This window comes from Baekduia soli, from assembly GCF_007970665.1.
Lineage (GTDB): Bacteria > Actinomycetota > Thermoleophilia > Solirubrobacterales > Solirubrobacteraceae > Baekduia > Baekduia soli.
In genome coordinates this window covers 4504728-4530456 of the sequence record NZ_CP042430.1, presented here as the reverse complement: position 1 = coordinate 4530456, position 25729 = coordinate 4504728, and the positions used below count along the sequence as shown (strand labels likewise).

Genomic DNA, 25729 nt, shown 5'->3' with positions numbered 1-25729 from the left:
ACTCGGCACGCGGTGGCGGGTTGTGGCAGAGTCGGACCGTCGTTCCCTGTCCCCATCAGTACAAGAGGAGAGAACCGTTGCGCAAGTCGCGCTTCCTCGTGGTCGCTGCTCTGATCGCCGTCCTCGGCATCGCCGCCACCGCCTTCGCCCAGACCAACGCGTATGACTTCACCGGCAAGGTGCCGGCCGGCGGCACGAAGGCCAAGCCCAAGATCACGGGCTTCAGCTTCAACTACACGATCACCGATCCTGCGGGCAACCTGCCGCAGATCGTCAAGGCCTACAAGTTCACCATCGGCGGGGCCAAGGTGAACACGAGGGCGGTCACCACGACGTGCACCGCGGCCAAGATCAACGCGGCCACCAACGACCAGGGCTGCTCGAAGAAGGCCATCGTCGGCACCGGCTCGATCTCGGCCGACATCGGCCAGGTCGGCACGCCCAAGAGCGCCACCTGCACCCTGACGCTCACGGCCTACGCCGCAGGCACCAACAAGGTCGCGCTGTTCCTCGACGGCACCGCCCCGGGCGCCTGCGTGGCCCCGATCTCGCAGGCCATCGACGCCAAGTGGGCCAACACGAGCAAGGGCGCCGCGCTCTCGTTCACCGTGCCGAACGGCCTGCGCCACCAGCTCGGGCTCGACGTCGCCGTGACGTCGGTGAAGTCCACGTGGAAGAAGCTGTCGCGCACCATCAAGGGCAAGAAGGTCGGCTACTTCTCGTCCGTCGGCTGCAAGACCAAGCAGCGCTCCGCGTCGGTGACGTTCACCTCCGAGGCCGGCGTCGTGACGCCGCTGACCAAGAACATCGGCAAGTGCTGATCGCGTCCGGCGCGGCCCGGCGCGCCGGATAGCGATGCGGGACCGAGAGGCGCGCCCCCGGGCGCGCCTCTCCGCGTCCTCGACGTGCCGCCACCGCATTTGGAAGGGTGTGGGGCCATGACGCCCCGCGCCCGGATCGCGATCCTCGTGCTCGCCGTCGTCGCGCTCGTCGTGGCCTTCGTCGTGGCCCGCGGATCGGACGACTCGTCCCCGGCCACGGCGACGGCTCCCGAGGTCGCCGTCGCGAGGCCCGCGCCGGCGACGACCGGTGCGACCATCCCGGCGGCGACGACCCAGACCGCGCCCAAGGCGCCCGCGATCCCCGTCGTCCAGGTCGTCGACGCCAGGCCCAAGGGCGGCGTCAAGCGCCTGAGCTTCACGCGCGGCGACACGATCCGCTTCCGCGTGCGCTCCGACACCGCCGACGAGATCCACGTCCACGGCTACGACGTCCACGCCGACGTGGGGCAGGGCGGCTCGGCGAGCTTCACGATCCCCGGGCGCATCGAGGGCCGGTTCGTCGTCGAGCTCGAGGGCCACGCCACGCAGATCGCCGAGCTCGAGGTCACCCCGTGAGCCGCGCGCGCCTCGGCGCGCGCGTCGCCCTGCTCGTCACGGCCGCCGCGCTGGCGCTGCCCGCCGCGGCCTCCGCCCACGGCCTGGTGGGCAAGCAGGACCTGCCGATCCCGCGCTGGCTGTTCGCCTGGGCGGCGGCCGTGGTGCTCGTCGCCTCGTTCGTCGGCCTGGCGGTGCTGTGGGCCGTCCCGCGCCTGCAGCACGTGGTCGAGCACCGCGTCGCCGGCGTCCCGCGGATCCTGGAGGTCCTGGCCGGCATGGTCGGCGTCGCCGCGTTCGCCCTCACGGTCTACGCGGGCTTCGCGGGGACGCAGTCGGCGACCGCCAACCTCGCGCCGACCGTCATCTACGTCCTGTTCTGGGTCGGGTTCCCGTTCGCCTCCGCGCTGCTCGGCGACGTCTTCCGCGCGTTCAACCCCTGGCTGGCGGTCGGCAAGGCCGTGGGGTGGGCGAGCCGCCGGCTCGGCGGCGCCGACGCGGGGCTGGACCCGCTGCCCTACCCGCCGGCGCTGGGGCGCTGGCCGGCCGTGGTGGGCATCCTCGTCTTCGCCTGGGTCGAGCTCGTCTACGCCAACAAGGACGACCCCACGAAGCTGGCGATCATGGCGGTCGCCTACGCCGCCGTGCAGCTCGTGGGCCAGAGCCTCTACGGGGTCGAGGCGTGGTCGCGGCGCGGCGACGCCTTCGGCGTCTACTTCGGCCTCTTCGCCTGCGTCTCGCCGCTGCACTGGCACGATCGTGCGCTGTGGCGCCGGCCGCCGCTGGGCGGCGTCCCGTCGCTGACGCCCGTTGCGGGCACCGTCGCGCTGCTGTGCACGATGATCGGCACGACGAGCTTCGACGGCTTCTCGCAGGGCCGCCTGTGGAACTCGATCGTCCCGCACCTGCAGAGCTTCTTCGCCGACCTGGGGCTCAATGCCGAGCACGCGCTGGAGTGGGCGGGCACGGTGGGCATGCTCGTCATGGTCGCCCTCATCGGGCTCCTGTACCGCCTGGGCGTGGCCGGGATGCACACCGTCGGCCGGCGCCGGCCGGCGTCCGAGCTGGCGCCCTCCTTCGCCCACACGCTGGTCCCCATCGCACTGGCCTACGTCGTGGCGCACTACTTCTCGCTGCTGGCCTACCAGGGCCAGGCGCTGGGCGCCCTGCTCTCCGACCCGCTCGGTCACGGCTCCGACCTGCTGGGCACGCGCTCGTGGACGATCAACTACACGTGGATCAGCGCCACGGGCATCTGGTACGTGCAGGTCGCTGCGCTCGTCCTCGGCCACGTGGCCGGCCTGACGCTGGCCCACGACCGGGCGCTGGCCGTCTTCGACCGCGTGCGCGACGCGACCCGCTCGCAGTACTGGATGCTGGCGGTCATGGTGGCGTTCACCTCCCTCGGCCTGTGGCTGCTGTCGGCCGCCGCCCAGCAATGACCGCGCTGCTCATCGTGGCCCACGCGGGCCACTGGATCGCCGGGCTGCTGTACCTGGCGCCCGTGGCCGTCGTCGTGGGCGCGCTGGGCTACCAGAGCTGGAAGGACCGGCGCTCGGGCGGCGGCGAGGACGAGGAGCCCGACGAGGGCCGTCCGGTCTGAGCGCGGCCGGGCGCGCGGCGCTCAGGCCGCGGCGCCGAGCAGGCGCAGGTCATGCGCCAGGCCCTCGGGCGTCAGCTGGGACACGGGCCAGCCGATGCGTTGGACGCCGCGCGCGTCGATGAGCAGCACGTAGGCCGAGTGGTCGAACTTCTTGCCCTGCGGCTCGATGCCGTAGGCCTTCCAGATGGGCTGCAGCTGCGCGCGGCTGCCCATCAGGAACCGCATGCGTCCGCTGAGGTGCTGCTGGAGCAGGAAGCGCTTCGCGTTGAGCTCGGTGTCGTTGGCCGGGTCGACGGAGACGGCCAGCGCCGGGACGTCGTGGCCGAGGTCGTCCATCGCGATCCGGATCTGCTGGGCCGTGAGCGGGCACGTGTCCTTGCAGGTCGAGTACATGAACGTGAGGATCACCGGCCGGCCGCGGTAGGCCGCCAGGCTGACGGTCCTGCCGTCCTGGTCGCGCAGGGAGAAGTCGGCCGGCGGGATGCCCTCGGGGCGCAGGGAGCCCTCGAAGCCCTTGCCCGAGCGCTCGTGGCCGCCCGAGCCCGCGAAGACCACGATCGCCAGCGCGGCGACGAGCACGAGGCTCGCGGTCAGCAGGAGCGTCAGACGGGCGCGGGCCGGCATGCGCCTCAGAGGGTAGGCGTCCGGCTCAGGACGCGTCGGGGTCCGGCGCCGCGGCCTCGGCGGCGCCGGGCGCGGCGTCGGCCTCGGGGGCGGGGTCCGGCTCGGGCGCCGGGACCGCCTGGCCCTCGGGGGCCTCGGTGGCCTCGGTGGCCTCGGTGGCCTCGAGGGCGGCAGCGGGCTCGGGGGCGGCAGCGGGCTCGGGGGCCTCGGGAGCGGGCGCCTCCGGCTCGGGCTCCGGGTCGCCGCCGGGCTGCTGGAACAGCGCGGCGATCTCGTCCAGGCCCTTGATCTTGGCCCCGGAGAACTCGCCGAAGGAGGTCTGCTGACGTGAGGAGCGGGCGTCCTCGCGCCGCTTGCGGCGCTGCTCGTCGCGGCGCCTGTCCTCCTCGTCGCGGGCGCGGCGGTGGGCCTGGCGCGCCTCGCGCTCGAGCAGGTCGCGCTTGGGGAGGATGACCTGGGCGGCCTTCTCGGGCTCCAGCGACGCGATGAGCTCGGCGGCCATGGCCTGGCCGAGCGCCTCGCCGACCTCGGAGCTCGGATGCGAGTTCTTCTTCATCCGCCGGGCGGTGTGCGACGCACGGGCCAGCTGCTTGGCGGCGTGCTGGGAGACGGGGCGCCGCGCACCCTTCTGGAAGCCGCGCACGCTCTCGGTGACCTCGTCGCGCAGCTTCTGCGGGAACAGGCGGAAGAGCTCCTTGAGCTCGGCGACATCGAGGTCGTCGCGGGTCGCGGCGACGGCGGCCCGCAGCTCGGGCCAGGGCAGCGGCTCGCGCTTGGGCTTCTCCTGCAGGCGCTTCTTGACGACCGGGAGCGGCTTCTCCTCGATGACGCCGACGATCTTCGGGCCCACGACGATCTTCGGGCCCACGACGGGCTCGGGCTCGGACGCCGCAGCGGGCTCGGGCCCGGGCGCAGGCTCGGACGCGGCCGGGGCGTCGGCGACCGGATCCGGCGCAGGGACGGCCGCCGGCGGCACCGTGGGCTCCTCCGGGGCGGGGACGGGCGGTGCCGTGGGGGCGGCCGGCTCGCCGGCCGGCTGCGCCGCGACGGCGCTCTCGTGATCCTGCTGCTGCTCGCTCACCACCCCCAAGGATGACCCATCGGCCCCGCGGGCGTCGCGAGAGGCCCGCGTACGGCCGGCCGAGGGCCGCGGTCAGGGCTCGATCAGGCCGCGGCGGATCGCGTAGCGGACGAGCTCCACGCGGTCGCGCATGCCCAGCTTGCGCAGCAGGTTGCCGCGATGGGACTCGACCGTCTTCTCGGCCAGGTGCAGGATCTCGCCGATCTCGCGGTTGGTGTGGGCCTCGGCGATGAGCTTGAGGACCTCCTGCTCGCGCGGGGTGAGCGGCTCGACCGGGCCGGCGCTGTCGTCGGCCATCCACTCGCGCACCAGTGCGCGCTGGGCGGCGTTGGTCAGAAACGGCTCGCCGCGCAGGACCGAGCGGACGGCGTCGACGAGGAACTCGTCGGCCTCCTTCTTGAGCACGTAGCCGCCCGCGCCGGCCTTCAGGGCCTCGAAGAGGTAGCGGTCGTCGTCGTGCATGGAGAGGATGAGCACCGCGCTGTCGGGCACCTGGGCGCGGATCTCGCGCGCGGCCTGCAGCCCGGTCAGCTTGGGCATCGAGACGTCGAGGATGCAGACGTCGGGGCGCTCCTGGATGGCCCGCTGGACGGCCTCGGCGCCGTCGCCGGCCTCCGCGACGACCTCCATGTCGGCCTGGCGCTCGAGCAGCAGCCGCAGCCCGCTGCGCACCACGCCGTGGTCGTCGGCGATGAGCAGGCGCATCAGGCGGCCTCACGCTCGGTCTCGGCGGCCCACAGGTCGCGGTCCAGGCGCAGCTCCACCGTCGTGCCGCGGCCCACGACGGACTGGACCTCGAGGCGCCCGTGCGCCAGGCGCGCGCGCTCACGCATGCCCACGAGGCCGATGCCGTCGCCCGTGAGGCTGGCGAAGCCGACCCCGTCGTCGGCGATGCGCACGACGGGCCGGCCGTGGTCGCGGCCGAGCTCGACGACGACGCGCGAGGCCTGCGCGTGGCGCCCGGCGTTGGACAGGGACTCCTGCACGACGCGGTAGACGACGGTCTGCTCGTGCTCGGGGATGTCGAGCAGCTCGTCGTAGACCCGCAGCTCGACCGGGACGCCGGTCTGCTCGGCGAAGCGCTCGGCCTGCGTGCGCAGCGCGGCGTGCAGGCCGTGGTCGTCCAGGGCGGCGGGGCGCAGCTCGCGGGCCAGGCGCAGGAGCTCCTCCATGGCGGCGGCGGCGACCTCCTTGGTGTCCTGCAGCTCGGCGCGCAGCTCCTGGGGGGCGTGCTGCATCGTGGCCTGCAGGCGCAGCAGGACGCCGGTCAGCGCCTGGTTGCACTCGTCGTGCAGGTCGCGCGCGAGACGCGCGCGCTCGCTCTCCTGGCCCTGGAGCACCGCGGCGGCCGTCCGGGTGCGCTCGTCCTCCAGGCGGCCGAGCATGCGGTTGAAGGCCTGCACGAGGCGGATGACGTCCTCGGAGTCGGCGCCGGGGATCTCGGCCCGCACGCCGGGCCGCGTGAGGTCGATCCGCTCCATCACGTCGATGAGGTGGTCCAGCGGGGCGAAGCGGCGCCGCAGCACCACGCCGTTGACGAGCACGGCCCCGAGGATGCCGGCGACGAGCACGAGGGCCTGCCGGCGGCCGACGACGTCCTCCAGCGACAGGCGGGCGACCGCCACCGCGGCCAGGCCGGTGGCGGTGATGAGGAGGGCGTTGACCGCCAGGATCTGGGTCGCGAGCGTGGGTCGGCGCATTTGGGGTCTTCACCCCATATCGGTCGCTGCCGCCCAACCCGATACTCCTCGTGCAGCAAGTCCCGGAACATCCACCGACCTTCCCTCCTGATCCGAGGGGCGCCACATGGTCTCGTGGCGCCGCGGTGGCCCTTTCGCGGTGGGATCGTGCGACCGTCTCTCCGGTGCCGGGGGGCACCCCGGAGGGGCGGTCGGCGAACCCCCCGCGCCTCCCGCGCGCCGGTCGCTACACTTTCTGAAGTTGGAATCCCGACCGACGTTCAGGTGATTAGCAAGTGAGCCCTTCCGGCGCCGAGTTCATCAAGCAGGTCAAGGCCCAGATCGACGAGGTCGACCCGTCGGCCGTCAGCGAGGTCACCGGCGGTGACCAGGCCGTGATCGTGGACGTCCGCGAGAGCGACGAGTGGGACGCCGGCCACCTGCCGGGCGCCCACCACGTCCCACGCGGCTTCCTGGAGTCGCGCATCGAGGGCGCGGCGCCCGACCGCTCCCAGCGGGTCATCCTCTATTGCGCCTCGGGCAACCGCTCCGCGCTGGCGGCCAAGACGCTGCGCGACGACCTGGGCTACGAGCACGTCGAGTCGATGACCGGCGGCTACACGCTGTGGAAGGACCGCGGCTACGCCGTCGAGGTGCCCCGCGCCTTCACACCCGAGCAGCGCCAGCGCTACTCCCGCCACTTCCTGCTGCCCGAGGTCGGCGTCGACGGCCAGCAGAAGCTCCTGGACGCCAAGGTGCTGCTGCTCGGCGCCGGGGGCCTGGGCTCGCCGACCGCGCTGTACCTCGCGGCCGCCGGCGTCGGCACGCTGGGCATCGTCGACGACGACGTCGTCGACCTCTCCAACCTCCAGCGCCAGATCATCCACACGACCGGCCGCGTCGGGGTGCCGAAGGTGGACAGCGCCGAGGAGGCCATCAACGCGCTGAACCCCGACGTCGAGGTCCGCAAGTACCAGGCGCGCCTGGACGCATCGAACATCGTCGAGATCATCAAGGACTACGACATCGTCGTCGACGGTGTCGACAACTTCCCGACGCGCTACCTGCTCAACGACGCCTCCGTGCGGCTGAAGATCCCGGTCGTCAGCGCCGCGATCCTCGGCTTCGAGGGCCAGCTCAGCGTCTTCGCCCCCTACGACGGGCCGTGCTACCGCTGCCTGTTCCGCCAGCCGCCTCCGGCCGAGCTGGCGCCGTCCTGCGGCGCCAACGGCGTTCTGGGCGTGCTGCCCGGCACGATGGGCCTGCTGCAGGCCACCGAGGTCATCAAGCTCATCATCGGGGAGGGCGACCCGCTCATCGGGCGCCTGCTGATCTACGACGCGCTGGGTGCGACGACGACCGAGCTGAAGGTGCGCCGCGACCCGGAGTGCCCGATCTGCTCGCGCGAGCCGGAGTCGATCACCGACGACGAGCTCGGCGTGTTCCCCGACTACGAGGCGTTCTGCGCCGCGGCGGGCTAGGGTCCACGACCTATGGCGACGATCCGCATCCCGCCCGTGCTGCGCCCGTCCGTGGGCGGCGAGCGCGAGGTCCAGGCCGACGGCGGCACCGTCGGCGAGGTGCTCGAGGGCCTGGCCACCGCGCACCCCGACACCCGCGGCCAGCTCTTCGGCGCCGACGGCGAGCTCAACCGCTACGTCAACGTCTACCTCAACGACGAGGACGTCCGCGTCCTCGACGGGCTGACCACCGGGGTCGGCGAGGGCGACGTGCTGGTGATCCTGCCGGCCATGGCGGGAGGGGCGTCGCCCGGAGGGCGATGAGCTCCTTGGCGAGCGTCCGCCCAGGGGGCGGGTCCCGCGGGTGCCGGCGGCGTGGTCGTGCCGGTGTGTGAGGCCTTCAGGCGTGCTGCGGCGCAGCGCTATATTTCGTGAAGTATGGGTCTCCCGCCTCTGAAGAACCGGCCCTGCGGCGGTCGCTACAGCGACATCGTCCAGGCCATCGGCAACACGCCGCTCATCGAGATGCGGCGGCTGTCGCCGAAGCCGGGCGTCCGCATCTGGGCCAAGATGGAGTCGTTCAACCCGACGGGCTCGGTCAAGGACCGCGTCGCGCGGGCGCTCATCGAGGACGCCGAGGAGAAGGGCGCGATCGGGCCCGACACCACGATCCTCGAGCCGACCTCGGGCAACACCGGCATCTCGCTGGCGATGATCGCCAAGCGCAAGGGCTACCGCCTCAAGGTGGTCATGCCCGACAACGTCACGCCCGAGCGCACCCAGCTGCTGAAGATGTACGGCGCCGAGATCGTGTACTCGCCCGGCAGCCAGGGCTCCAACGGCGCCGTCGCCATGGCGCTGGAGATGGCCGGGTCCGACCCGTCGTACTACATGCCCTACCAGTACGGCAACCCGGCCAACCCGCGCGCCCACTACGAGGGCACGGCGCCCGAGATCCTCGAGGAGCTCGACGGCCAGATCGCTGCGTTCGTGGCGGGCCTGGGCACGGGCGGCACGCTGATGGGCAACGGCCGGCGCTTCAAGGAGGAGCTGGGCGACGCGGTCAAGATCGTCGCCGCCGAGCCCATGCAGGGCGAGCCCGTCCAAGGGCTGCGCTCCCTCGACGACGGCTTCATCCCGCCGATCATCGACCTCTCCGTCCTGGACCGCAAGATCTTCGTGACCAACCGCGACGCGATCATCTGGACGCGCCGGCTCCTGGACGACGAGGGCATCTTCGCGGGCGTCTCCTCGGGGGCCATCGCGTCGATCGCCGTGCGCATCGCGGGCGAGATGGACGAGGGCAACGTCGTGTTCATCGTCTGCGACGACGGCTGGAAGTACCTGTCCTCCGGCATCTACACGCTGCCCGTCGACGAGGTCGAGAACCTCGAGTCGACGGTGTGGTGGTGAGGATCCGGCAGCCGAGAGCCGATACACACGCTGTCGCTTTGGCTTAGTCTCACGACAACCCGACCCTGAGAGACTGCATCTATGCCCGGAATCGGCTTTCCCGAGTTGATCGTCATCCTCGTCATCGCGCTCATCGTGCTGGGCCCCAAGAAGCTGCCCGAGGCGGGCCGCGCCATGGGCAAGGGCATGCGCGAGTTCAAGGACTCGATCAACGGCGAGCACCGCGACGACGAGAAGCCCGCGATCAAGAGCGAGTGACGCGGCCTCGCCCGTGCGGCGAGCGCCGCGGCGCCCCGGCGGCACGCCGGGCGGCTTCGTGCTGCGCTGGGTGGCCGGGCGCGCTCGCTAGGGTCTGACGCGATGAAGATCGCGCCCGCCCTGCTGCAGCAGATCGTCGACCACGCCCGGCGCGAGGCGCCGGTGGAGTGCTGCGGGTTCGTGGTGCTCCGGGACGGGCGCGCGGTCGACGTCGTGCCGGTGCAGAACACTGCGCACAGCCCGCTGCGCTTCGAGTTCGCCCCCGCCGACGTGCTGGCGCTCGGGCAGGTCGAGGAGGCGGTCATCTACCACTCCCACACGCGATCGGCCCCGCGCCCGTCGCAGACCGACATCAACTTCGCGGCCAACTGGCCCGGCATGGAGTGGCTCATCATCGGCGTCGCCGGCGACGAGCCCGAGGTCCGCAACTGGCGGATCGCCGACGGCCAGGTCAGCGAGGCCGAGGTCCAGGTCGAGGGCTGATGGGCGGCGGGAGCGCGCATGGCTCGGCCTGAGCCCGCGGCGCTCGTCTGCCCCTCGTGCGGGACCGCGCACCCGTTGCACGAGCGCTTCTGCGCGGCCTGTGGCATGCCGCTCGTCCACCCCGGCCCGCGCGGCGCGGACGCCGTGGTCACCGAGGCGCACGCCCGGGCGCGCAAGATCAAGCCCCAGCTCAGCGAGGGCGAGCTCGTCCGGGTCGCCGGCGGCCGCCACCAGGCCGAGGCCGAGCTCATCCAGGGCATGCTGCTCGAGGAGGGCGTCCCGTCCATGCTGCGGCGCTCCCGCGGCTTCGACGTGCCCGACATGCTGGCCGCCGGCCCGCGCGACGTCCTCGTGCCGCGGTCGGGGGTGCAGACCGCCCGCGAGGTGCTGCTGCAGGCCGATCTGCTGCCCGCCCCCGACGGGCGCTCGGCCCGGGCGCGCGCGGGCATCGACGCCCCGTCACGGATCCTGCTCGGGCTGGTCGCCGCGCTCGTCGTCGTGGCGCTCATCGCCTGGATCGGCACCGAGCTGCTGGTCTGAGCGGCGTCGGCGTCAGCCGGTGGCGGCCGCGGCGTCGCGCTCGTAGTCGAGCTCGGTGCGCACGCCGCGGGCGGCGAGGATCGCCTGGGCATCCTGCAGGCTGCAGGCCTGCGCGACGGCGGCGGCCAGGCGTGCCGCCGAGCCCATCGCGACGACCGGGTCGAAGCACGACAGGCGCCCGCCGTCGGCCGTGAGCGGCACGCTGCGGCGCCCCCCGCGGATCGGCACCACCCCGGTCTCGCCGCGGGCGCAGCGCATCGCCATCGCGCTGGCCTCCGTCGTCACGACGGCCAGCGCGGCCTCGACCCGGTCCAGCGCGGCGCCGGGCAGCGCGAGCTCGCCGAGGTCCCCGCCGGCGGCCGCCACCTCGGCGAGGCGCTCGCGCACCTCGGCCGGGGTCAGCTCGCCGTCGCAGCCCGCGCCGAACACGACCCCGAGCACCGGCGTCGCCATGCGCGGCGCGGCGGCGAGCATCGTGGCGTCGGCCAGCGGGCTGGCCAGCCCCGGCTCGTGGCCGTGGGCCAGGACGTCGCCGCCGACGTCGAGCAGCACGACGAGGTCGCAGCCGAGATGCCGGGCGGCGACGTCGAGCCCGGCCGCGATCGCCGCGGGCCCGGGGTTGGGATCGACCAGGACCGTCGGCTCGCCGAGGAAGGCCGCCATGTCGGCCTCGCAGAAGCGGAAGCCGCCGGGTCCGGTGGTCGCCGGGGCGGCCAGGGCGACGGCCTCGTGCAGGACCTCGGCCCCGATGATCTCGTCCAGCCGGCGGGGACCGGGCAGCGGATCGACCGGGCGGCGCTCCCAGGTGATGCCGCCGACGACGGCCTCGGTGCCCAGCGCGCGGATGGCCTCGGCCGCCGCGAGGGCGCCGGCGACGTCACCGCCACCGCCGATGCCGATGACGAGCACGCGGCGCGCCGCGGAGCAGCGATGCTCCGCGGACGCCTCAGTGTCGGCCGGCGCGCTCAGGCGAGCGCCGGGACCCGCGCGTCGCAGATCTCGGCGATCTGCTCGTACGCCCGGTCGAACTCGTCGTCGGAGAGCACCGGGGTGCCCTCGAACGGCAGGTCGCGCGTGATCTCCAGCCACGACCGGCAGCCGCCGAACTCGTCCTTGACCCGCACAGTGACCGGCCGCGGGATGCGGTAGGTGCGCAGGAGGACGACATGCAGGGGGTGGCGACGCTTCCACGCCAGGCGCTTCTCGGCGTAGTCGGTCGTCCACACGTAGTACGGGGACAGCTCGCCGACCGAACGCGGGTCGGTGATCGTCCATGAGGCGGCCACCTCGGCCCATGCGCGGATGCGCACGCGGTCGGGCTGGCCGATGCCGCCGTCGCGGGTCAGCGCGTGCAGCGGCGGATCACCATCGGGCCATACGCCCTCTTCGAGGGCGCGGCGCAGCTCCGGCTGGTGCGAATCACGCACAAGGTCGTAGCGCTGGTGATCGAACGTCGGGTAGAGGAAGAAGCGGTCGTGCTCGAGCGTGAAGTTCCGGCTCGGCTCGCCGACACCGCCCTTGCGGAGGGTGACGAGCTGCTCACCCTCGGCGAGGGCGCGGACGGTGACCGCCCATTCCTTGATCGCAATAGGCATAGGAGGGGGTTCAGAGGTAAGTGACGACAGAAATCCCGCGCCTCCACCGGTACCCCGGAGGCTGCTGCGGGAAGGACCCAGATTGTCACACACCATGTGAAGATCCCAAAATCTCCCTGCTAACGGCCGACTTTCCGGCCGCAAAAGTTGGCGCGTAGACGCTCATTCTGAACGTCGGCGTGCGGTCAGGGCTCGCCGATGCGCAGGCCCGCCATGCCCTCGAAGACCTCCAGGACGGCCGCGAAGTCCGCGTCTCCGAAGCCGCGGCCGACCGCCGCGACCAGCGCGTCGCGCGCCAGGGCGGCCGCCGGGAACGGCACACCGGCGGCCTGCGCCTCCTCGAGGCACAGGCGCACGTCCTTGAGCATGTGCTCGGTCTTGAAGAGCGTGGTGTAGTCGTGCTCGCGCATCGGCCCGGCCTTCAGCGTGACCATCGCGGACGCCGCCGCGCCGGCGCCGAGGACCTCGGTCAGCCGGGCCAGGTCCAGCCCGCCGGCCGAGGCCGCCACGAGCGCCTGGGCCAGCGTCACGCAGTTGGCGGCCGCCACCGAGTTGCTGATGAGCTTGATCCGCTGCCCGTCGCCCGGCCCGCCGACGTGGATGATCAGCGAGCCCATGGCCTCGAAGAACGGCCGGGCGCGGGCGACGTCCTCCTCGGCGCCGCCGGCCATGATGGTCAGCGTGCCGTCCTCCGCCTTGGGCGAGGACCCGGTGACCGGCGCGTCGACGAAGGCGTGGCCGTCCTGGGTCAGCGCGGTGCCGATGCGTCGCGCGTCGGTGGGCGCGATCGTCGACATGTCGACGAACAGCGTGCCCGCGGTCGCGCCGGAGGCGGCGCCGTCGTCGCCGAGCAGGACCGCCTCGACCTGCGGGCCGTCGACGACCATCGAGATGACCGCGTCGGCGCCCGCCGCGGCCTCCGCGGGCGTGGCGGCCGCGCGGGCGCCGTGCTCCTGCGCCCAGGCGTCGGCCTTGCCGGCCGTGCGCGTCCAGGCCGTCACCTCGAAGCCGGCGCGCTGCAGGTTGGCCGCCATGCGCGACCCCATGATCCCCAGCCCCAGGAAGCCCACGGACGTCATGGCCCGACCCTAGATCATGGCCGCGCGAACCGGTCAGCCGGCGGCGGCCAGGCGTCCTGCGGCGGGCCCCTGCTCGAGGCCGAGCCGGTGCGCGACCGCCGCCGCCTCGGTGCGGCTGCGGACGTCGAGCTTGGCCAGGATCCGCGACACGTGGACCGAGGCGGTCTTCTCGGCCATGAACAGCCGCTCGCCGATCTCGCGGTTCGTGGCGCCCTCGGCGACCAGCGCCAGGACGTCGCGCTCGCGCGGCGTGAGCCCGAGCTCGGCCGCGGGGTCGCGCGCCGCCTCGGCCGCGCCGGGCGCGGGCGCGGCGGCGCCGGGCTCGACGCCGTCGGGGAGGCGCAGCCGGCCGCGCCGGGCCAGGCCGGCGACCTCGTCGGCCATCCACCCGATGCGCAGCTCGCGCGCGACGGCCATCGCCGCGGTCGCGGCCGCCTCGGCGGCGGCGCGGTCGCCGCGGGCCAGGTGCGCCTCGGCCTCCATCCAGCGGGCACGGCCGGCGCGGAACGGGCGCTCGATGCCCTCCCACAGCTCCGCGGCGCGCGCCCACGGCTCGGGGTCGGGCCGGCCGGCCGCCGCGGCCGCCTCGCCCTCGGCCGCCAGGGCGAAGCCCCGCGCCTCGGGGATGTGCGAGGCGAACGGCAGCGCGGCGGCCTCCCGGGTGCGCCGCGCGTAGTCCGCCGCGGCCGCGGCGGCGGCGGCCTCCTCGCCGTGGCGCCCGAGGTCGCGCGCCTGCTGGGCGGCGTCGGCCTCGACGCCGGCGGCGGCGCCGAGGATCCGCGCCAGGCGGGCGCCGTCCTCGACCTCGCCGGTGTCGGTGACGCGGTCCAGGCCCTCGCGGATCGCCGCGCGCGCGGCGTCCAGCCGGCGCTCGCGGCGCTCCAGGCCGGCCGTCAGGGACGCGATCGGCGCGTGCCACTGCGGTTCGTAGGAGCGGCGGACGAGCTCGCGGGCCAGGTCGAGGCGGTCGCGCGCGCTGTCGTTGTCGCCGCGGGCCAGCTCGAGCTCGGCGCGGCGCATCTCGAAGAACACGCGCGTCATGCCCTGGCGGCCGCGGCCCAGCTCGGGCGGCATGAGCTCGTCGGCCTCGTCCCACAGGCCGAGGTGGTAGGCCATCTCGGCCTGCTGGAGGTCCAGCCAGGTGGCGTGGCGGCCCAGCGCCCGCAGCTCCTCGCGCCCCGCGACCAGCAGCGCATGGGCCTCGCGGGTGCGCCCCGCGAGGTGCAGCGCATCGGACAGGTTGATGTAGCCGCGCACGAGCTGGTCGACCTCGCCGTCGGTCCGCGCCATGTCCATCGCCTCGCGCAGCAGGGCCAGGCCGGCCTCGAGGTCGGTCGCCAGCGAGCAGATGCCCTTCGTGTTCAGCGCGTGCATCGTCGCGAAGCGCGAGCCGACCGCGCCGGCGGCCTCCAGCGCCTCGTCGGCCATGAGCAGGCCGTCGGCGTAGCGGCCCCACAGCATGAGCCCGGCGGCCTTGGAGGCCAGCAGCCGCGCGCGCTCCTCCGAGGGCGGGTCGGCGGGCAGGAGGTCGAGCGCGGCGTCCCAGGCCTGCAGCGCGATCTCGCCCTTGCCCTGCGACCAGCGCGCCTTGCCCAGACGCTCGAGCAGCAGCGCGGCGCGGCCGGGGTCGCGCTGCTGGTCGAGCTCGCCGAGCGCCTGCTTGGACAGGACGATCGAGCGGCCGTGGTCGTGGGTGTGGGCGTGGGCCGCGCGGTGCAGCAGCTCGACGTGGTCGCAGCCCGCCAGCGCCTCGGCGTTCTCGACGCGGTCCCACAGCTCCAGCGCGCGCTCGTAGAGCGCGGCGGTCTCGCCCTCGGCGTGGACGCGCTCGGCGGCCTCGGCCGCGCGGACGGCCGCCCGCAGCGCGGCGGGCTGGTCGCCGGCGGCGTCGAAGTGATGGGCGATCTCGGCGGCGCGGCCGAGCCCGAGGCACGGGTGCTCGCCGACGCGTGCATCGAGCACGAGCGCCAGGCGCCGGTGCAGCTCGGCGCGCTCGCCCGGCAGCAGGTCGTCGTGGACGGCCTCGCGCAGCAGCGCGTGGCGGAACGCGATCGTCCCGTCGGCCTGGGTCAGCAGCACGTGGTGGGCGACGGCCTCGCGCAGCGCATCTCGCAGCTCGCGCGCGCCGATCGGGGCGGCCTCCTGCAGCACGTCGTGCTCGACGCGGCGGGCCGCGGCGACCCAGCGCAGGACCTCCTGCGTGTCGGGTCCGAGCGCCTCGACGCGCAGCATGAGCGCCTCGCGCAGCGACTCGGGCAGGGTCCCGTCGCCCTCGCGCTCGGCCGCGAGGATCTCCTCGGCGTACAGCGCGTTGCCCTCGCTGCGGCCCCAGACGCGCTCGAGCAGGCCGCCGTCGGGCTCGGCGCCCAGGATGTTGGCCAGCTGCGCGCCGAGCTCGGCGCGGGTGAAGCGCTCGACGGGCAGGCGGCGCGCCACGTCGGAGCGCTCGAGCTCGGCCAGCAGCGGGCGCAGCGGATGGCGGCGGTGCAGCTCGTCGACGCGGTAGGCGGCGACGACGAGGACGGCCTGGTCGCAGAGGTTGCGGGCCAGGAAGGCCATGAAGTCGCGCGTCGAGCGGTCGGCCCAGTGCAGGTCGTCGATGACCAGCAGGACGGGCCCGTCGCTGGACAGCCCGCGCATGAGCGCCAGCAGCAGCTCGAAGAGGCGGCCCTGCGCACTGCCGGCGTAGGGCTCGACGAGCAGCTCGGCCGGGGCGCCGAGCTCGGGCAGCAGCCGGGCCAGCTCGGCCCGCGCGGGGCCGAGCGCGTCGAAGACCGGGTCGCCGCCGCGCGCGAGGCTGCGCAGCGCCGAGACGATCGGCGCGTAGGGCAGCTCGTTGTCGCCGAGGTCGATGCAGTCGCCCCACAGCACGCGGGCGCCCGCGGCCTGGGCGTGGTCGGCGAAGTGGTCGACGAGCCGGCTCTTGCCGACGCCCGACTCGCCCGCCACGAAGACGAGCTCGGCCCGGCCGGCGCGGGCGCGCTCCAGCGCCGCCGCGAGCTCGGCGAGCTCGCGGCGGCGACCGATGAAGGCATCGGCGGTGACGCGGGCGGGCATGGGGGAGACATGTTCCCGCACGCGTCGCGCGCCGAGGGGGATGGGGTCAGAGGGGTGGTGCAACGGGGTCAACGAGCGACCTCACGCCTGCGCGTGCGGGCGATCTAGGCGTGCGCAGGGCGCCGGACGTGACGCTCGGCGCGCCGGCCCAGGAGGAGGCCGAAGGTCGCCGCGCGCTGAGGGATCGCGCGCGACGCGGGTCGGGTCCTCCGGCCGGCGCGCATGGCGTCCTCGTCGCGGGTCGCGGCGAGAGGCTGGGAGAGGAGATTGAGCATGGACAGCATCTTGCGCCTGCGACGACGTCCCCACATCGGCAGGACGGAGCGACCTGAGGCCCGCCACCCCTTACTCGCTGAGGCCGACCCCTTACCCGCTAGCTTGGCCGCATGGCCGCCCTGCCCCCAGATCGGCCGCTGCGCGTCGCGCTCGCGGGCTTCGGGCTCGCCGGCGGCGTCCTGCACGCGCCGCTCATCGCAACGACGGAGGGCCTGGAGCTCGCCGCGGTCGTGACGCGCGACCCCGCGCGCCGGGCGCAGGTCGCGCGCGAGCACCCGGGCGCGCGCACCGCCGACGCGCTGGACGACGTCCTGGGCGACGTCGACCTGGTCGTCGTCGCCGCGCCCAACCGCTTCCACGTGCCGCTCGCGCAGGCCGCGCTGGACGCCGGCCGCCACGTCGTCGTCGACAAGCCGCTGGCGGTCACCGCGGACCAGGCGCGCGACCTGGCGGGCCGTGCGCAGGCGGCGGGCCTGATGCTCAGCGCGTTTCACAACCGCCGCTGGGACGACGACTTCCTCACGCTGACGGCGGCCGTCGCGCACGGGCGCCTCGGCCGCGTGCTGCGGCTGGAGTCGCGCTTCGACCGCTGGCGACCGGAGCTCCGCGCCGGCGCCTGGCGCGAGGGCGCCGACCCGGCCGGCGGCGGCGGCCTGCTGCTCGACCTGGGCTCCCACCTCGTCGACCAGGCCGTTCAGCTCCTGGGCCCGGTCACCGCGGTCTACGCCGAGCTCGAGCGCCGGCGCCCGGGGGCGCAGGTCGAGGATGACGTCTTCCTCGCGCTGGCCCACGCGTCGGGCGCGCGCTCGCACCTGTGGGCCGGGGTCCACGCCGCCCACGCCGCGCCGCGCTTCCGCGTGCTGGGCGACCGGGCCGCGTTCGTCTCGGAGGGCCTGGACCCGCAGGAGCCGGCGCTGCGCGCCGGGATCTCGCCCGTCGACCCGGGCTACGGGGAGCGCAAGACCGGCCGGGCCGCCGTCCTGGCCGACGGCGAGGACGCCGTGGCGATCGCGATGGTGCGCGGCGACTGGGGCGCCTACTACCGGGGGGTCGTCGCCGCGATCCGCGACGGCGCGGCGCCGCCCGTCACCGCGCAGGAGGCGGTCGGCGTGCTGGGGCTGCTGGACGCCGCGCGCGAGAGCGCCGCCGGCGGCGGCGTCGTGGCCGTGGGCTGACCGTCAGCCCGCGGCGCCGTGGCCGCCGCCGCCGGGCGTCTCGATCCGCAGCCGCTGGCCCGGGCGCAGCGTCCCGCCCGCCTTGGCGGCCAGGGGCTCGTCGTCGAGCAGGTTGCGCCCGCAGGCGCCGTCCTCGCCGCCGTCGGCGCCGGGTGGCGGGTGGCGGCGGCGCTCCGTGATGAGCGAGTACTCCATCTCGGCCAGGGCCTGCACCTCGCGCACGACGCCGTCGCCGCCCCGGAAGCGCCCGGCGCCGCCGCTGCCGCGCCGGATCGCGTACTGCACGACGCGCAGCGGGAACTCGAGCTCGAGCGCCTCGACGGGCGTGTTGAGGGTGTTGCTCATCGCGACGTGCACGGCGCTGGGGCCGTCGGCGTCGGGGCAGGCGCCCTGGCCGCCGCCGAGCGTCTCGTAGTAGGAGAAGTCGCCGTTGCCCAGCGTGAGGTTGTTCATCGTCCCCTGCCCGCACGCGCGGCCGAACGCGGCCAGGACGAGGTCGGCCACGCGCGAGGACGTCTCGACGTTGCCGGCCGCCACCGCCGCGGGCGGTGCGGCGTCCAGGAGCGTGCCGTGCTCGGTGACGACCTCCAGCGGGCGGTGGGCGCCGGCGCTGGGCGGGATGTCGGGGTCGGTGAGCACGCGCAGCGCGAACAGGCAGGCCGAGCGCGTCACGGCCAGCGGGCAGTTGAGGTTGCCGGGGTCCTGGCCGGCGCTGCCCGTGAAGTCCAGCACCAGCCGGTCGCCGCGCACCGTCGCGGCCACCCGCAGCTCGAGGTCGCCGTCGACGCCCTCGAGCACGTCGACGGCGTGGCGGGTGCCGTCGGGCAGGTCGGCCAGGCAGGCCCGGGTGCGCCGCTCGGCGTAGTCCAGGACGGCGGTGAACGCGTCGCGCAGCCCGGCGGCGCCGAGGCGGTCGTGCAGCTCGCGCACCCGGGTGGCGCCGAGGCGGTTGGCCGCGAGCTGGGCGCGCAGGTCGGCGCGGCGCTCGGCGGGCTGGCGCATCCGCCCGGCGAGGTCGTCGACGGCCGCGGCGTCGAGCACGCGCGGCGCGATGACCACGCCCTCCTCGTCCAGCGTGCGCGAGTCGAACGGCATGGAGCCCGGGACGCGCCCGCCGACGTCGGCGTGGTGGGCCCGGCTGGCCGCGAAGCCCAGGAGCTCGCCGCCGTCGGCCAGGACGGGCGTGATCACCGTGATGTCGGGCAGGTGGGTGCCGCCGCGGAAGGGTCGTTGAGGACCCACGGACGGCCGCCGGCGTGGTCCTCGTCCAGGACGGCGGCGACCGCGGCCGGCATCGCGCCGAGGTGGACGGGGATGTGCTCGGCCTGCATGACCATCTCGCCGTGGGCGTCGAAGAGCGCGGTCGAGCAGTCGCGACGCTCCTTGATGTTGGCCGAGTGGGCGCTGCGCACCAGGACCGCGCCCATCTCCTCGCACGCGGCGCGCAGCGCGCCCGTGGCGACCTGCAGCGCGATCGGGTCCAGGCTCACGCGGCCTCCCGCGCCTCGCCGGTCCGCTCGAGCAGCACCGTGCCCGTGGCGTCCGTGCGCCCGTGCCAGCCCTCGGGGATCACGAGCGTGGCCTCGGGCAGGTGCTCGAGCGCCGGACCGGTGATCGCCGGGCGCCCGGCGTCGCCGGTCCAGGCCACATCGGGGCCGGCCTGGACGTGGGCGGTGCGCACGGTGACGAGCTCGACCTCGGCCTCCTCGTCGCGGTAGCCGTAGCGCTCCTCGTGCAGCGCGGCGAACGCCTCGCGCAGCCCCGCGGCCTGAGGCGCGGTGCCGCGCAGCGCCAGCTCGTGGGACTGCCCGGCGTAGCGCAGGTCCCAGGTGACCTCGTCGGCGTCGCCGGCCAGGCGGGCCAGGGTCGCGTCGGTCAGCTCGGCGCCGCGCAGCAGCACGCTGCGGGCACGGTCGCGCCGGCGGTCGGCGGCCGCCAGCCCCAGCGCGCTGAGCACGCCGGCGGCGCGGGGGACGACGATCCGCGCGATCCCGAGCTCCTGGGCGATCGCCGCGGCGTGCAACGGTCCCGCGCCGCCGAAGGCCAGCAGCGCGAAGCCGCGCGGGTCGATGCCGCGCTGCACGGTCACGACGCGAAGCGCGCGGACCATCTCCGTCGTGGCGACGCGCACGATGCCCTCCGCGCAGGCCCGCGCGTCGGGAGGCCGAGCGCCTCGGCCAGCCGCGCGACGGCGGCGCGCGCGGCCTCCGGGTCCAGGCGCACGTCGCCGGCCAGCGGGCGCGCGGGGTCCAGGTGGCCCAGGACGACGTGCGCGTCGGTGACCGTCGGCTCCGTGCCGCCCAGGCCGTAGGCCGCGGGTCCCGGGTCGGCGCCGGCCGAGCGCGGCCCCACGCGCAGGGCGCCGCCGGCGTCGCGCCACGCGATCGAGCCGCCCCCGGCGCCGACGGTGTGGATGTCGACCATGGGCAGGGCCAGGGGCCGGCCGCCGACGTCGCGCCCCGCCGAGGCCCGGACGCGGCCGTCCTCCACGACGCAGACGTCGCACGACGTGCCGCCCATGTCGAAGCAGAGCAGGTCGGGCTCGCCCAGCCGGGCGGCCAGCAGCGCCGCCGCGGCCGCCCCGCCCGCGGGGCCGCTGAGGACGGTCAGCGCGGCGTGCGCCGCCGCGTCGCCCACGTCGGCCAGGCCGCCGCTGGACTGCATGATCGCCGGCTCGGGCAGGCCGGCCTCCCGCGCCCGGTCGGCCAGGCGGCGCAGGTAGCGGCGCAGCAGGGGGGACAGCGCGGCGTCGACCTCGGTGGTCGCGGCGCGCTCGTACTCGCGGAACGTGGCCGTGACCTCGTGCGAGAGCGAGACGTGGACGCCGGGGCCCAGGCGCTCGCGCAGCGCCGCCCCCAGGCGCTGCTCGTGGGCCGGATGGCGGTAGGCGTGCAGCAGGCACACCGCCACGGCCTCGGGCTCGAGCGCCGCCACGGCGTCGGCCACGACGCGCGCGGCGTCGGCGGTCAGCTCGGTCAGCGGTCCGTCGGGCGTCATGCGCTCGGGGACCGCGACGCGGCGCTCGGGCGGCACGAGCGGCGCCGGCCGGTCGGCGCACAGGCGGTAGAGCTCGGGCCGGGTCTGGCGGCCGAGGGCGACGAGGTCGGTGAAGCCCTCCGTCGCGCAGAGGACGGTGCGCGCGCCGACGCCCTCCAGCAGCGCGTTGGTGGCGACCGTCATGCCGTGCGAGAAGGCCTCCACGTCGGCGGCCGGGCGCCCGGCGGCCGCCAGCGCCGCGCCGACGGCGTCGAGCACGCCGGCGGACTGGTCGGCGGGCGTCGTCGGTGCCTTGGCCGTGACGAGCCGGCCGCCGTCGACGAGCACCGCATCGGTGAAGGTGCCGCCGACGTCGACCCCCAGGAGCATCGGGGCGGGACCTTACGGCCCCGCCCCGGTCGCTGCACGTGCACCGCCACAGGCGTTGCTCGGTGCGCCTGGCCCGGCCGCTCCTCAGACGGCCGGCGGCAGGTGGCCGCTCCTCAGGCGGCCAGGGGCTCGCCCACGCGCAGCTCCTCGGTCTCGGCGAGGTGCTGGTGCGACGGGCAGTAGCCGTTGTGGGTCAGCGGCATCCGCTGACAGGGGGTCCCACGGCGCGTCGTGGCCCGGCACTGCAGCGGCCGGCCGTGGACGTCGACGCCGTTCTGGGGGAGGCGGTCCAGCCAGGCCTCCGCGCAGGACACGTAGCGCTGGACCACGAGCCAGACGCGGGTCTGAGCCGCCATGGGGAAGAACACGCGGATGTCGTTGAACAGCGTCCGTGCGGGCCGCGCGAAGTAGTGGCGGTCGCCGACCAGGCGCTCGATGTTCTGCTCGCAGGCGTGGAGGACGTGCTGCTGGGCCTCGGGATGGCCCGACGTGTCCACGTCCCTGGCGAGCTCCCGGTACATGGCCCTGCTGAACTGGTACATGCGAATCCCCCGTGACCCTCGGGATTGACGTCGGCTGAAGGACCGGCCTGCATCCTGCCTCGGCCGCATGAAGCACCAACGCACGGTTTGTTGAATTCGCGTTAAGAGGGTGCAGACGTTCACTGGGCGCCGGTCGGGCGCTCAGATCCAGCTCTGGAACGCGGGGGTCTCGTCGCCCGCGACGACGGCGTGGTGGCGGTCCAGCGCCGGGTCCGTCTCGGGGAAGTCGGCCCGGAAGTGCGCGCCACGGCTCTCCTGGCGCAGGATGGCGCATGCGGCGACCAGGCGCGCCAGTGGGTGCGGATCGTCACGCAGTCGCTCGAGCCCCGCGCGGTCGCGCGTCAGGCCGGCGTCGCGCCAGAGCGCCTCGCGCGTGGCCTGCGACGGGGCGGCGATCGGCGTGGCCGCGGGCGGGTCGCCGGCCACGGCGGGCAGCGCCGGCTCGTCGATCCCGGCCAGGGCGGCGCGCTTGCCCTCCACGAAGCACTCCGTCAGGGAGTTGGACGCCAGACGGTTGGCGCCGTGCAGCCCCGTGCAGGCGGTCTCGCCCACGACGTAGAGGCCCGGGACGCTCGAGGCGCCGTCCAGGTCGGCCACCACACCGCCCATGCAGTAGTGCGAGGCGGGGGAGACGGGGATGAGCTCGGTCGCGGGGTCCAGGCCGGACTCGCGCAGCGCGCCGACGACGTTGGGGAAGAGCAGCGGGTCGACGTGGCGCATGTCCAGCCACACGTTGGCGCTGCCCTCCTCGATGAGCTTCTCGGCGATCGCGCGGGAGACCTCGTCACGCGGCTTGAGCTCCTCGACGAAGCGCTCGCCGCGGGCGTCGAGCAGCGTCGCGCCCTCGCCGCGGATGGCCTCCGTGATGAGGAAGCCCTCGCGGCCCGGGATCCCCGTCACGGCCGTCGGGTGGAACTGCACGAACTCGAGGTCGGCCAGCGCGGCGCCCGCGCTGCGGGCGAGCATGACCCCGGTGCCCAGCGAGCCCGGCGGGTTCGTCGTCCGGGCCCACAGCGCGGCGGCGCCGCCCGTGGCGAGGATCGTGGCGCGGGCGCGGACGACGCGGCCGTCCTCCAGCACGACGCCGATGCAGCGGCCGTCGACGGTCCACGGCGCGGCGGCGCGGGCCTGCTCGAGGACGGTGACCCCGGGCTCCTCGACGACCACGGCGCTGAGCTGGCGCACGACGCGGCGGCCCGTCGCGCTGCCGCCGGCGTGCACGACGCGGCGCCGGCTGTGGCCGCCCTCCAGGCCGAGAGCCAGGTCGCCGGCCGCGTCGACGTCGAAGCGGACGCCGAGCGCCTCCAGCTCGCGCACGGCGCGCGGGGCCTCGCGGCAGAGCAGCGCCGCGGCGCTGCGGCGCACCGCGCCGCGCCCGGCGATCTCCGTGTCACGGCGGTGCAGGTCGGGCGAGTCGTCGGGCGCCAGGGCCGCGGCCAGGCCGCCCTGGGCCCAGTAGCTGGCCGTCTGGGCCAGCGCGGTCGCGGAGACCAGCGCGACCCGCGCGCCGGCGCGTGCCGCGGTCAGCGCGGCATACAGGCCGGCGGCGCCGGCACCCACCACGGCGACCTCGGCCTCGACTTTGGAGGCGTCGGGGGCCACGCAGGTACCGTACCGGCGAGATGGCCGCGCCCGTCCTCTTCCATCACCCCTCCTCGCTGGAGCACGACCCGGGGCCGCACCCCGAGCAGCCCGCGCGGATCACCGCGATCCAGCGGGCGCTGCAGGAGCGCGACTGGCTCGGGTTCCAGCGGCGCGAGTCGCCCGAGGTCACCCGCGGCCAGCTCGAGGCGGTGCACCCCGCGCGGCTGATCGACGGCCTGCGGGCGCTGTGCGCCAGCGGCGGCGGCGCGATCGACGCCGACACGATCGTCTCGAAGGGCTCGTGGGGCGCGGCCCTGCACAGCGCGGGCGGCGCGGTCGCGATGGTCGACGTTCTGCTGGGCGGCGAGGCGCCGCTGGCGGCCTCGGTCCACCGCCCGCCCGGCCACCACGCCGAGATCACCCGGGCGATGGGCTTCTGCCTGTTCAACAACGTGGCGGTCGCGGCGCGCCACGCCCGCGACGCCCACGGGGTCGGGCGCGTGCTGATCCTCGACTTCGACGTCCACCACGGCAACGGGACCCAGGACGTCTTCTACGCCACCGATGAGGTGCTCTTCGCCTCGATCCACCAGTCGCCGCTGTACCCGGGCACGGGCGCGCCGACCGAGCACGGCACCGGGGCGGGTGCGGGGCACACGCTCAACATGCCGGTGCCCGGGGGCTCGGGCGACGCGGTCTTCACCTCGCTGGTGGAGCACGTCGTGGTCCCGGCCGCCCGCCGTTACGCACCCGGGCTGATCCTCGTGTCGGCGGGCTTCGACGCGCATGCCGACGACCCACTGGCCGACTGCCGGGTCTCCGACGCCGGCTACGCCACGATGGCGAGCTCCGTCCGGGCGCTGGCCGCCGAGCTCGGCGTGCCCGTGGGGGTCGTCCTCGAGGGCGGCTACGACCTCGGCGCGCTGGGTCGCGGCATGGTGGCGACGCTGTCGGCGCTGGCCGCCGACGGCGACGCGCAGCCGCCCGAGGTCGCCGAGCACGAGCTGGCCGCGGCCTACCGCCGCGCCGGCGAGGCCGCCGCGGCGGCCCGGGGCCTCCCGCCCTCCTAGGGCGTCGACGACGACGCCGGCGCCGAGCCCGACGGCGACGTCGCGGTGATCGGCGGCGCCGTCGGCACGCTCTGGGCCGCGGTCTCGTCGGGCTGCACGGGCGCGGAGAGCGGCGTGGTGGCGTCCACCCTGCCGTCGTCGCTGGTCAGCGACGTGAACGCGGCGGCCAGCGCGAGCCCGGCCAGCAGGACGACGACGGCCAGCGCAGCGATGGGCAGGCGCCAGTTCGGCGTCGGCGCCAGGCGCGTGCGGGCCGGTGCGCCGCAGTCCAGGCACCAGTCCTGCTCCGGGCCGACCTCGGCGCCGCAGCGCGGGCAGCGCAGGGTGGCGGGCGCCCGGCCGGCGGCCGGCTGGGGGCCGGTGCTCACGGGTCGGTGCGCTCGCCGGGCTCGGCGGCGACGGCCGGCATGACCTGGGTGGCGGGGGACGGCGAGGGCTGCGGGATGCCCGCCAGCGCGCCGGAGACCGGCGTGGCCCCGGCCGTGTCGGACGGCGGCTGAGGGGGCTGCGCGGGCGCGGCGGAGGCGCGGGCGGCCTCCTCGGGGGTCGGGCGCACGCCGCCGACCTCGATCATCGCCAGCGGGCCGCTGAACTGGGTGCCGCACTGGGGGCAGTAGCGCGCGTCGCTGCCGTGCAGCGCGCCGCAGCGCGGGCAGGCGGCGACGCCCGGCTCGCGCAGCTCGATGATGTCGCGGCGCTCGTCGAGCACGCGCTCGATGGCGCGCAGCTCGCGGTCGACGGTGTCCAGCGCCGCGAGCTTGCCGAGGACGAGCTCGTCGTTGCGGCGGCCGAAGCGGTGCAGGTCGAAGACCAGGCCGCCGAGGTCGCGGAAGCCGAGCTCGCGGACACGGCGCAGGTACCGCATCCGGCGCCGGAGCCGGCCGCGGTCGCGGAAGCTCGGGAGCGTGGGGGCGACGTCCTCGGGGGCCAGGCCCGCCGGGAGCGGCGCGGGCGGTGCGGTCTCGGGGACGGCGACCGTCGGCGGCGACTCCTGCGGGACCGGGTCGGAGGCACGCCGGCGGAACGGGTTGCGGCGGAGGGGACCCTTCATGGGAAGACGGCGCCCATGTCGCGGCGCCGCGGATGACGATACCAGCGGCCTCTGACGCCGGTCCTGCGCCGTTTCGGCACGTCTGCGCGTGGATCCGTCACGCGCCACCGCCCAGCATCGCGGGTGCTCCCGAACACGTCATCCCTGGAGGAACGCATGTACCGCGCCATGGGTTGCGCTCACGCGACCGCGCACCACCACCTGGCCTCGGCCCACCGCCGGCTCGCCGACGAGGAGGGCCAGGGCACCGTCGAGTACGTCGGCCTGATCCTGCTGCTGGCGGGCGTCATGGTCGCCGTCGTCAAGGCCGGCCACGACGGCTCGGTCGCGGCCATGATCGTCAAGAAGATCAAGGCGTCGATCGACGGCGTCGGCGATCCCCCCGGGTCGTCCTGACCGCGGGGACGGCGGGCCCGG

25 protein-coding genes and 2 pseudogenes are annotated in these 25729 nt (G+C 75.2%); 13 read left to right on the top strand and 14 right to left on the bottom strand.

The window, feature by feature from the left end; translation table 11 throughout:
• The first annotated feature begins 77 nt into the window (after positions 1-77).
• The 4 genes from FSW04_RS21960 to FSW04_RS26500 all read left to right on the top strand — a co-directional run bounded on the left by FSW04_RS21960 (position 78) and on the right by FSW04_RS26500 (position 2979).
• Positions 78-821, top strand: a complete 744-nt coding sequence (locus FSW04_RS21960; RefSeq protein WP_146922332.1) for a hypothetical protein — start codon at positions 78-80, stop codon at positions 819-821.
• A 117-nt stretch (positions 822-938) separates the two neighbouring features.
• Positions 939-1397, top strand: coding sequence for a hypothetical protein (locus FSW04_RS21955; RefSeq protein ID WP_146922331.1), 459 nt, complete (start codon positions 939-941; stop codon positions 1395-1397).
• Positions 1394-2818, top strand: coding sequence for a fenitrothion hydrolase (locus tag FSW04_RS21950; RefSeq protein ID WP_146922330.1), 1425 nt, complete (start codon positions 1394-1396; stop codon positions 2816-2818). Before FSW04_RS21955 ends, FSW04_RS21950 begins: the two co-directional genes overlap by 4 nt.
• Positions 2815-2979, top strand: a complete 165-nt coding sequence (locus FSW04_RS26500; RefSeq protein ID WP_187369008.1) for a hypothetical protein — start codon at positions 2815-2817, stop codon at positions 2977-2979. Before FSW04_RS21950 ends, FSW04_RS26500 begins: the two co-directional genes overlap by 4 nt.
• A 21-nt stretch (positions 2980-3000) precedes the next feature.
• Here FSW04_RS26500 and FSW04_RS21945 read toward each other — a convergent pair whose 3' ends face one another.
• The 4 genes from FSW04_RS21945 to FSW04_RS21930 all read right to left on the bottom strand — a co-directional run bounded on the left by FSW04_RS21945 (position 3001) and on the right by FSW04_RS21930 (position 6384).
• Positions 3001-3603 carry an SCO family protein gene (locus tag FSW04_RS21945; protein WP_146922329.1) on the bottom strand — a complete coding sequence of 201 codons (603 nt, stop codon included), beginning with the start codon at positions 3601-3603 and terminating at the stop codon, positions 3001-3003.
• A 25-nt stretch (positions 3604-3628) separates the two neighbouring features.
• On the bottom strand, positions 3629-4684 hold the full coding sequence (locus tag FSW04_RS21940) for a hypothetical protein (protein WP_146922328.1): 1056 nt from the start codon (positions 4682-4684) through the stop codon (positions 3629-3631).
• Positions 4685-4756: 72 nt separating this feature from the next.
• Positions 4757-5389, bottom strand: coding sequence for a response regulator (locus FSW04_RS21935; RefSeq protein WP_146922327.1), 633 nt, complete (start codon positions 5387-5389; stop codon positions 4757-4759).
• Complete coding sequence (locus tag FSW04_RS21930; RefSeq protein WP_146922326.1) at positions 5389-6384, bottom strand: sensor histidine kinase; 996 nt, start codon at positions 6382-6384, stop codon at positions 5389-5391. Before FSW04_RS21930 ends, FSW04_RS21935 begins: the two co-directional genes overlap by 1 nt.
• A gap of 275 nt (positions 6385-6659) precedes the next feature.
• On the opposite strand from FSW04_RS21930, the gene moeB reads away from it, so the two are divergent.
• The 6 genes from moeB (at position 6660) to FSW04_RS21900 (ending at position 10517) form a co-directional block, all read left to right on the top strand.
• On the top strand, positions 6660-7844 hold the full coding sequence (gene moeB / locus FSW04_RS21925; protein ID WP_146922325.1) for a molybdopterin-synthase adenylyltransferase MoeB: 1185 nt from the start codon (positions 6660-6662) through the stop codon (positions 7842-7844).
• Between the two features lie 12 nt (positions 7845-7856).
• Entirely contained in the window at positions 7857-8147 is a 291-nt protein-coding gene (locus FSW04_RS21920) for a MoaD/ThiS family protein (protein ID WP_146922324.1), read from the top strand.
• Between the two features lie 114 nt (positions 8148-8261).
• Positions 8262-9236: a PLP-dependent cysteine synthase family protein gene (locus tag FSW04_RS21915; protein ID WP_146922323.1), complete on the top strand. Its 975-nt coding sequence runs from the start codon at positions 8262-8264 to the stop codon at positions 9234-9236.
• Between the two features lie 81 nt (positions 9237-9317).
• Positions 9318-9494 (top strand): Sec-independent protein translocase subunit TatA/TatB, encoded by a 177-nt coding sequence (locus FSW04_RS21910; protein WP_146922322.1) that lies wholly within the window; start codon positions 9318-9320, stop codon positions 9492-9494.
• A 102-nt stretch (positions 9495-9596) separates the two neighbouring features.
• A complete protein-coding gene (locus FSW04_RS21905; protein ID WP_146922321.1) occupies positions 9597-9977 on the top strand; it encodes a Mov34/MPN/PAD-1 family protein in 381 nt (126 codons plus the stop codon).
• A gap of 18 nt (positions 9978-9995) precedes the next feature.
• The gene (locus tag FSW04_RS21900; RefSeq protein WP_146922320.1) at positions 9996-10517 is read left to right on the top strand and encodes a zinc ribbon domain-containing protein; all 522 of its coding nucleotides are present in this window, start codon (positions 9996-9998) and stop codon (positions 10515-10517) included.
• A 12-nt stretch (positions 10518-10529) separates the two neighbouring features.
• Here FSW04_RS21900 and FSW04_RS21895 read toward each other — a convergent pair whose 3' ends face one another.
• The 4 genes from FSW04_RS21895 to FSW04_RS21880 form a co-directional block, all read right to left on the bottom strand.
• Positions 10530-11426, bottom strand: a complete 897-nt coding sequence (locus tag FSW04_RS21895; RefSeq protein WP_187369007.1) for a DUF1152 domain-containing protein — start codon at positions 11424-11426, stop codon at positions 10530-10532.
• A gap of 56 nt (positions 11427-11482) precedes the next feature.
• Positions 11483-12208, bottom strand: a complete 726-nt coding sequence (locus tag FSW04_RS21890) for a DUF1802 family protein (protein ID WP_228430637.1) — start codon at positions 12206-12208, stop codon at positions 11483-11485.
• 89 nt (positions 12209-12297) lie between these two features.
• On the bottom strand, positions 12298-13191 hold the full coding sequence (locus FSW04_RS21885; RefSeq protein ID WP_146922317.1) for an NAD(P)-dependent oxidoreductase: 894 nt from the start codon (positions 13189-13191) through the stop codon (positions 12298-12300).
• Positions 13192-13224: 33 nt separating this feature from the next.
• Positions 13225-16248: a helix-turn-helix transcriptional regulator gene (locus FSW04_RS21880; RefSeq protein ID WP_146922316.1), complete on the bottom strand. Its 3024-nt coding sequence runs from the start codon at positions 16246-16248 to the stop codon at positions 13225-13227.
• Positions 16249-16634: 386 nt separating this feature from the next.
• On the opposite strand from FSW04_RS21880, the gene FSW04_RS21875 reads away from it, so the two are divergent.
• Positions 16635-17699 carry a Gfo/Idh/MocA family protein gene (locus FSW04_RS21875; RefSeq protein WP_146922315.1) on the top strand — a complete coding sequence of 355 codons (1065 nt, stop codon included), beginning with the start codon at positions 16635-16637 and terminating at the stop codon, positions 17697-17699.
• A gap of 3 nt (positions 17700-17702) precedes the next feature.
• Here the strand turns inward: FSW04_RS21875 and FSW04_RS21870 are convergent.
• The 4 genes and pseudogenes from FSW04_RS21870 to FSW04_RS21855 form a co-directional block, all read right to left on the bottom strand.
• A pseudogene (locus FSW04_RS21870) lies at positions 17703-19126 on the bottom strand (hydantoinase B/oxoprolinase family protein).
• Between the two features lie 59 nt (positions 19127-19185).
• Positions 19186-21065, bottom strand: a pseudogene (locus FSW04_RS21865) (hydantoinase/oxoprolinase family protein).
• A 113-nt stretch (positions 21066-21178) separates the two neighbouring features.
• A complete protein-coding gene (locus FSW04_RS21860; RefSeq protein ID WP_146922314.1) occupies positions 21179-21607 on the bottom strand; it encodes a DUF5763 domain-containing protein in 429 nt (142 codons plus the stop codon).
• 141 nt (positions 21608-21748) lie between these two features.
• The gene (locus tag FSW04_RS21855; RefSeq protein WP_146922313.1) at positions 21749-23209 is read right to left on the bottom strand and encodes an L-aspartate oxidase; all 1461 of its coding nucleotides are present in this window, start codon (positions 23207-23209) and stop codon (positions 21749-21751) included.
• 20 nt (positions 23210-23229) lie between these two features.
• Here FSW04_RS21855 and FSW04_RS21850 point away from each other — a divergent pair, with 20 nt between their 5' ends.
• Positions 23230-24261, top strand: coding sequence for a histone deacetylase family protein (locus FSW04_RS21850; RefSeq protein WP_146922312.1), 1032 nt, complete (start codon positions 23230-23232; stop codon positions 24259-24261).
• Here FSW04_RS21850 and FSW04_RS21845 read toward each other — a convergent pair.
• Both FSW04_RS21845 and FSW04_RS21840 read right to left on the bottom strand, forming a co-directional pair.
• On the bottom strand, positions 24258-24629 hold the full coding sequence (locus FSW04_RS21845) for a hypothetical protein (protein WP_146922311.1): 372 nt from the start codon (positions 24627-24629) through the stop codon (positions 24258-24260). The genes FSW04_RS21850 and FSW04_RS21845 overlap by 4 nt on opposite strands.
• The gene (locus tag FSW04_RS21840; RefSeq protein WP_146922310.1) at positions 24626-25312 is read right to left on the bottom strand and encodes a zinc ribbon domain-containing protein; all 687 of its coding nucleotides are present in this window, start codon (positions 25310-25312) and stop codon (positions 24626-24628) included. Before FSW04_RS21840 ends, FSW04_RS21845 begins: the two co-directional genes overlap by 4 nt.
• A gap of 168 nt (positions 25313-25480) precedes the next feature.
• Here FSW04_RS21840 and FSW04_RS21835 point away from each other — a divergent pair, with 168 nt between their 5' ends.
• Complete coding sequence (locus FSW04_RS21835; RefSeq protein WP_146922309.1) at positions 25481-25708, top strand: hypothetical protein; 228 nt, start codon at positions 25481-25483, stop codon at positions 25706-25708.
• Positions 25709-25729 lie beyond the last annotated feature (21 nt).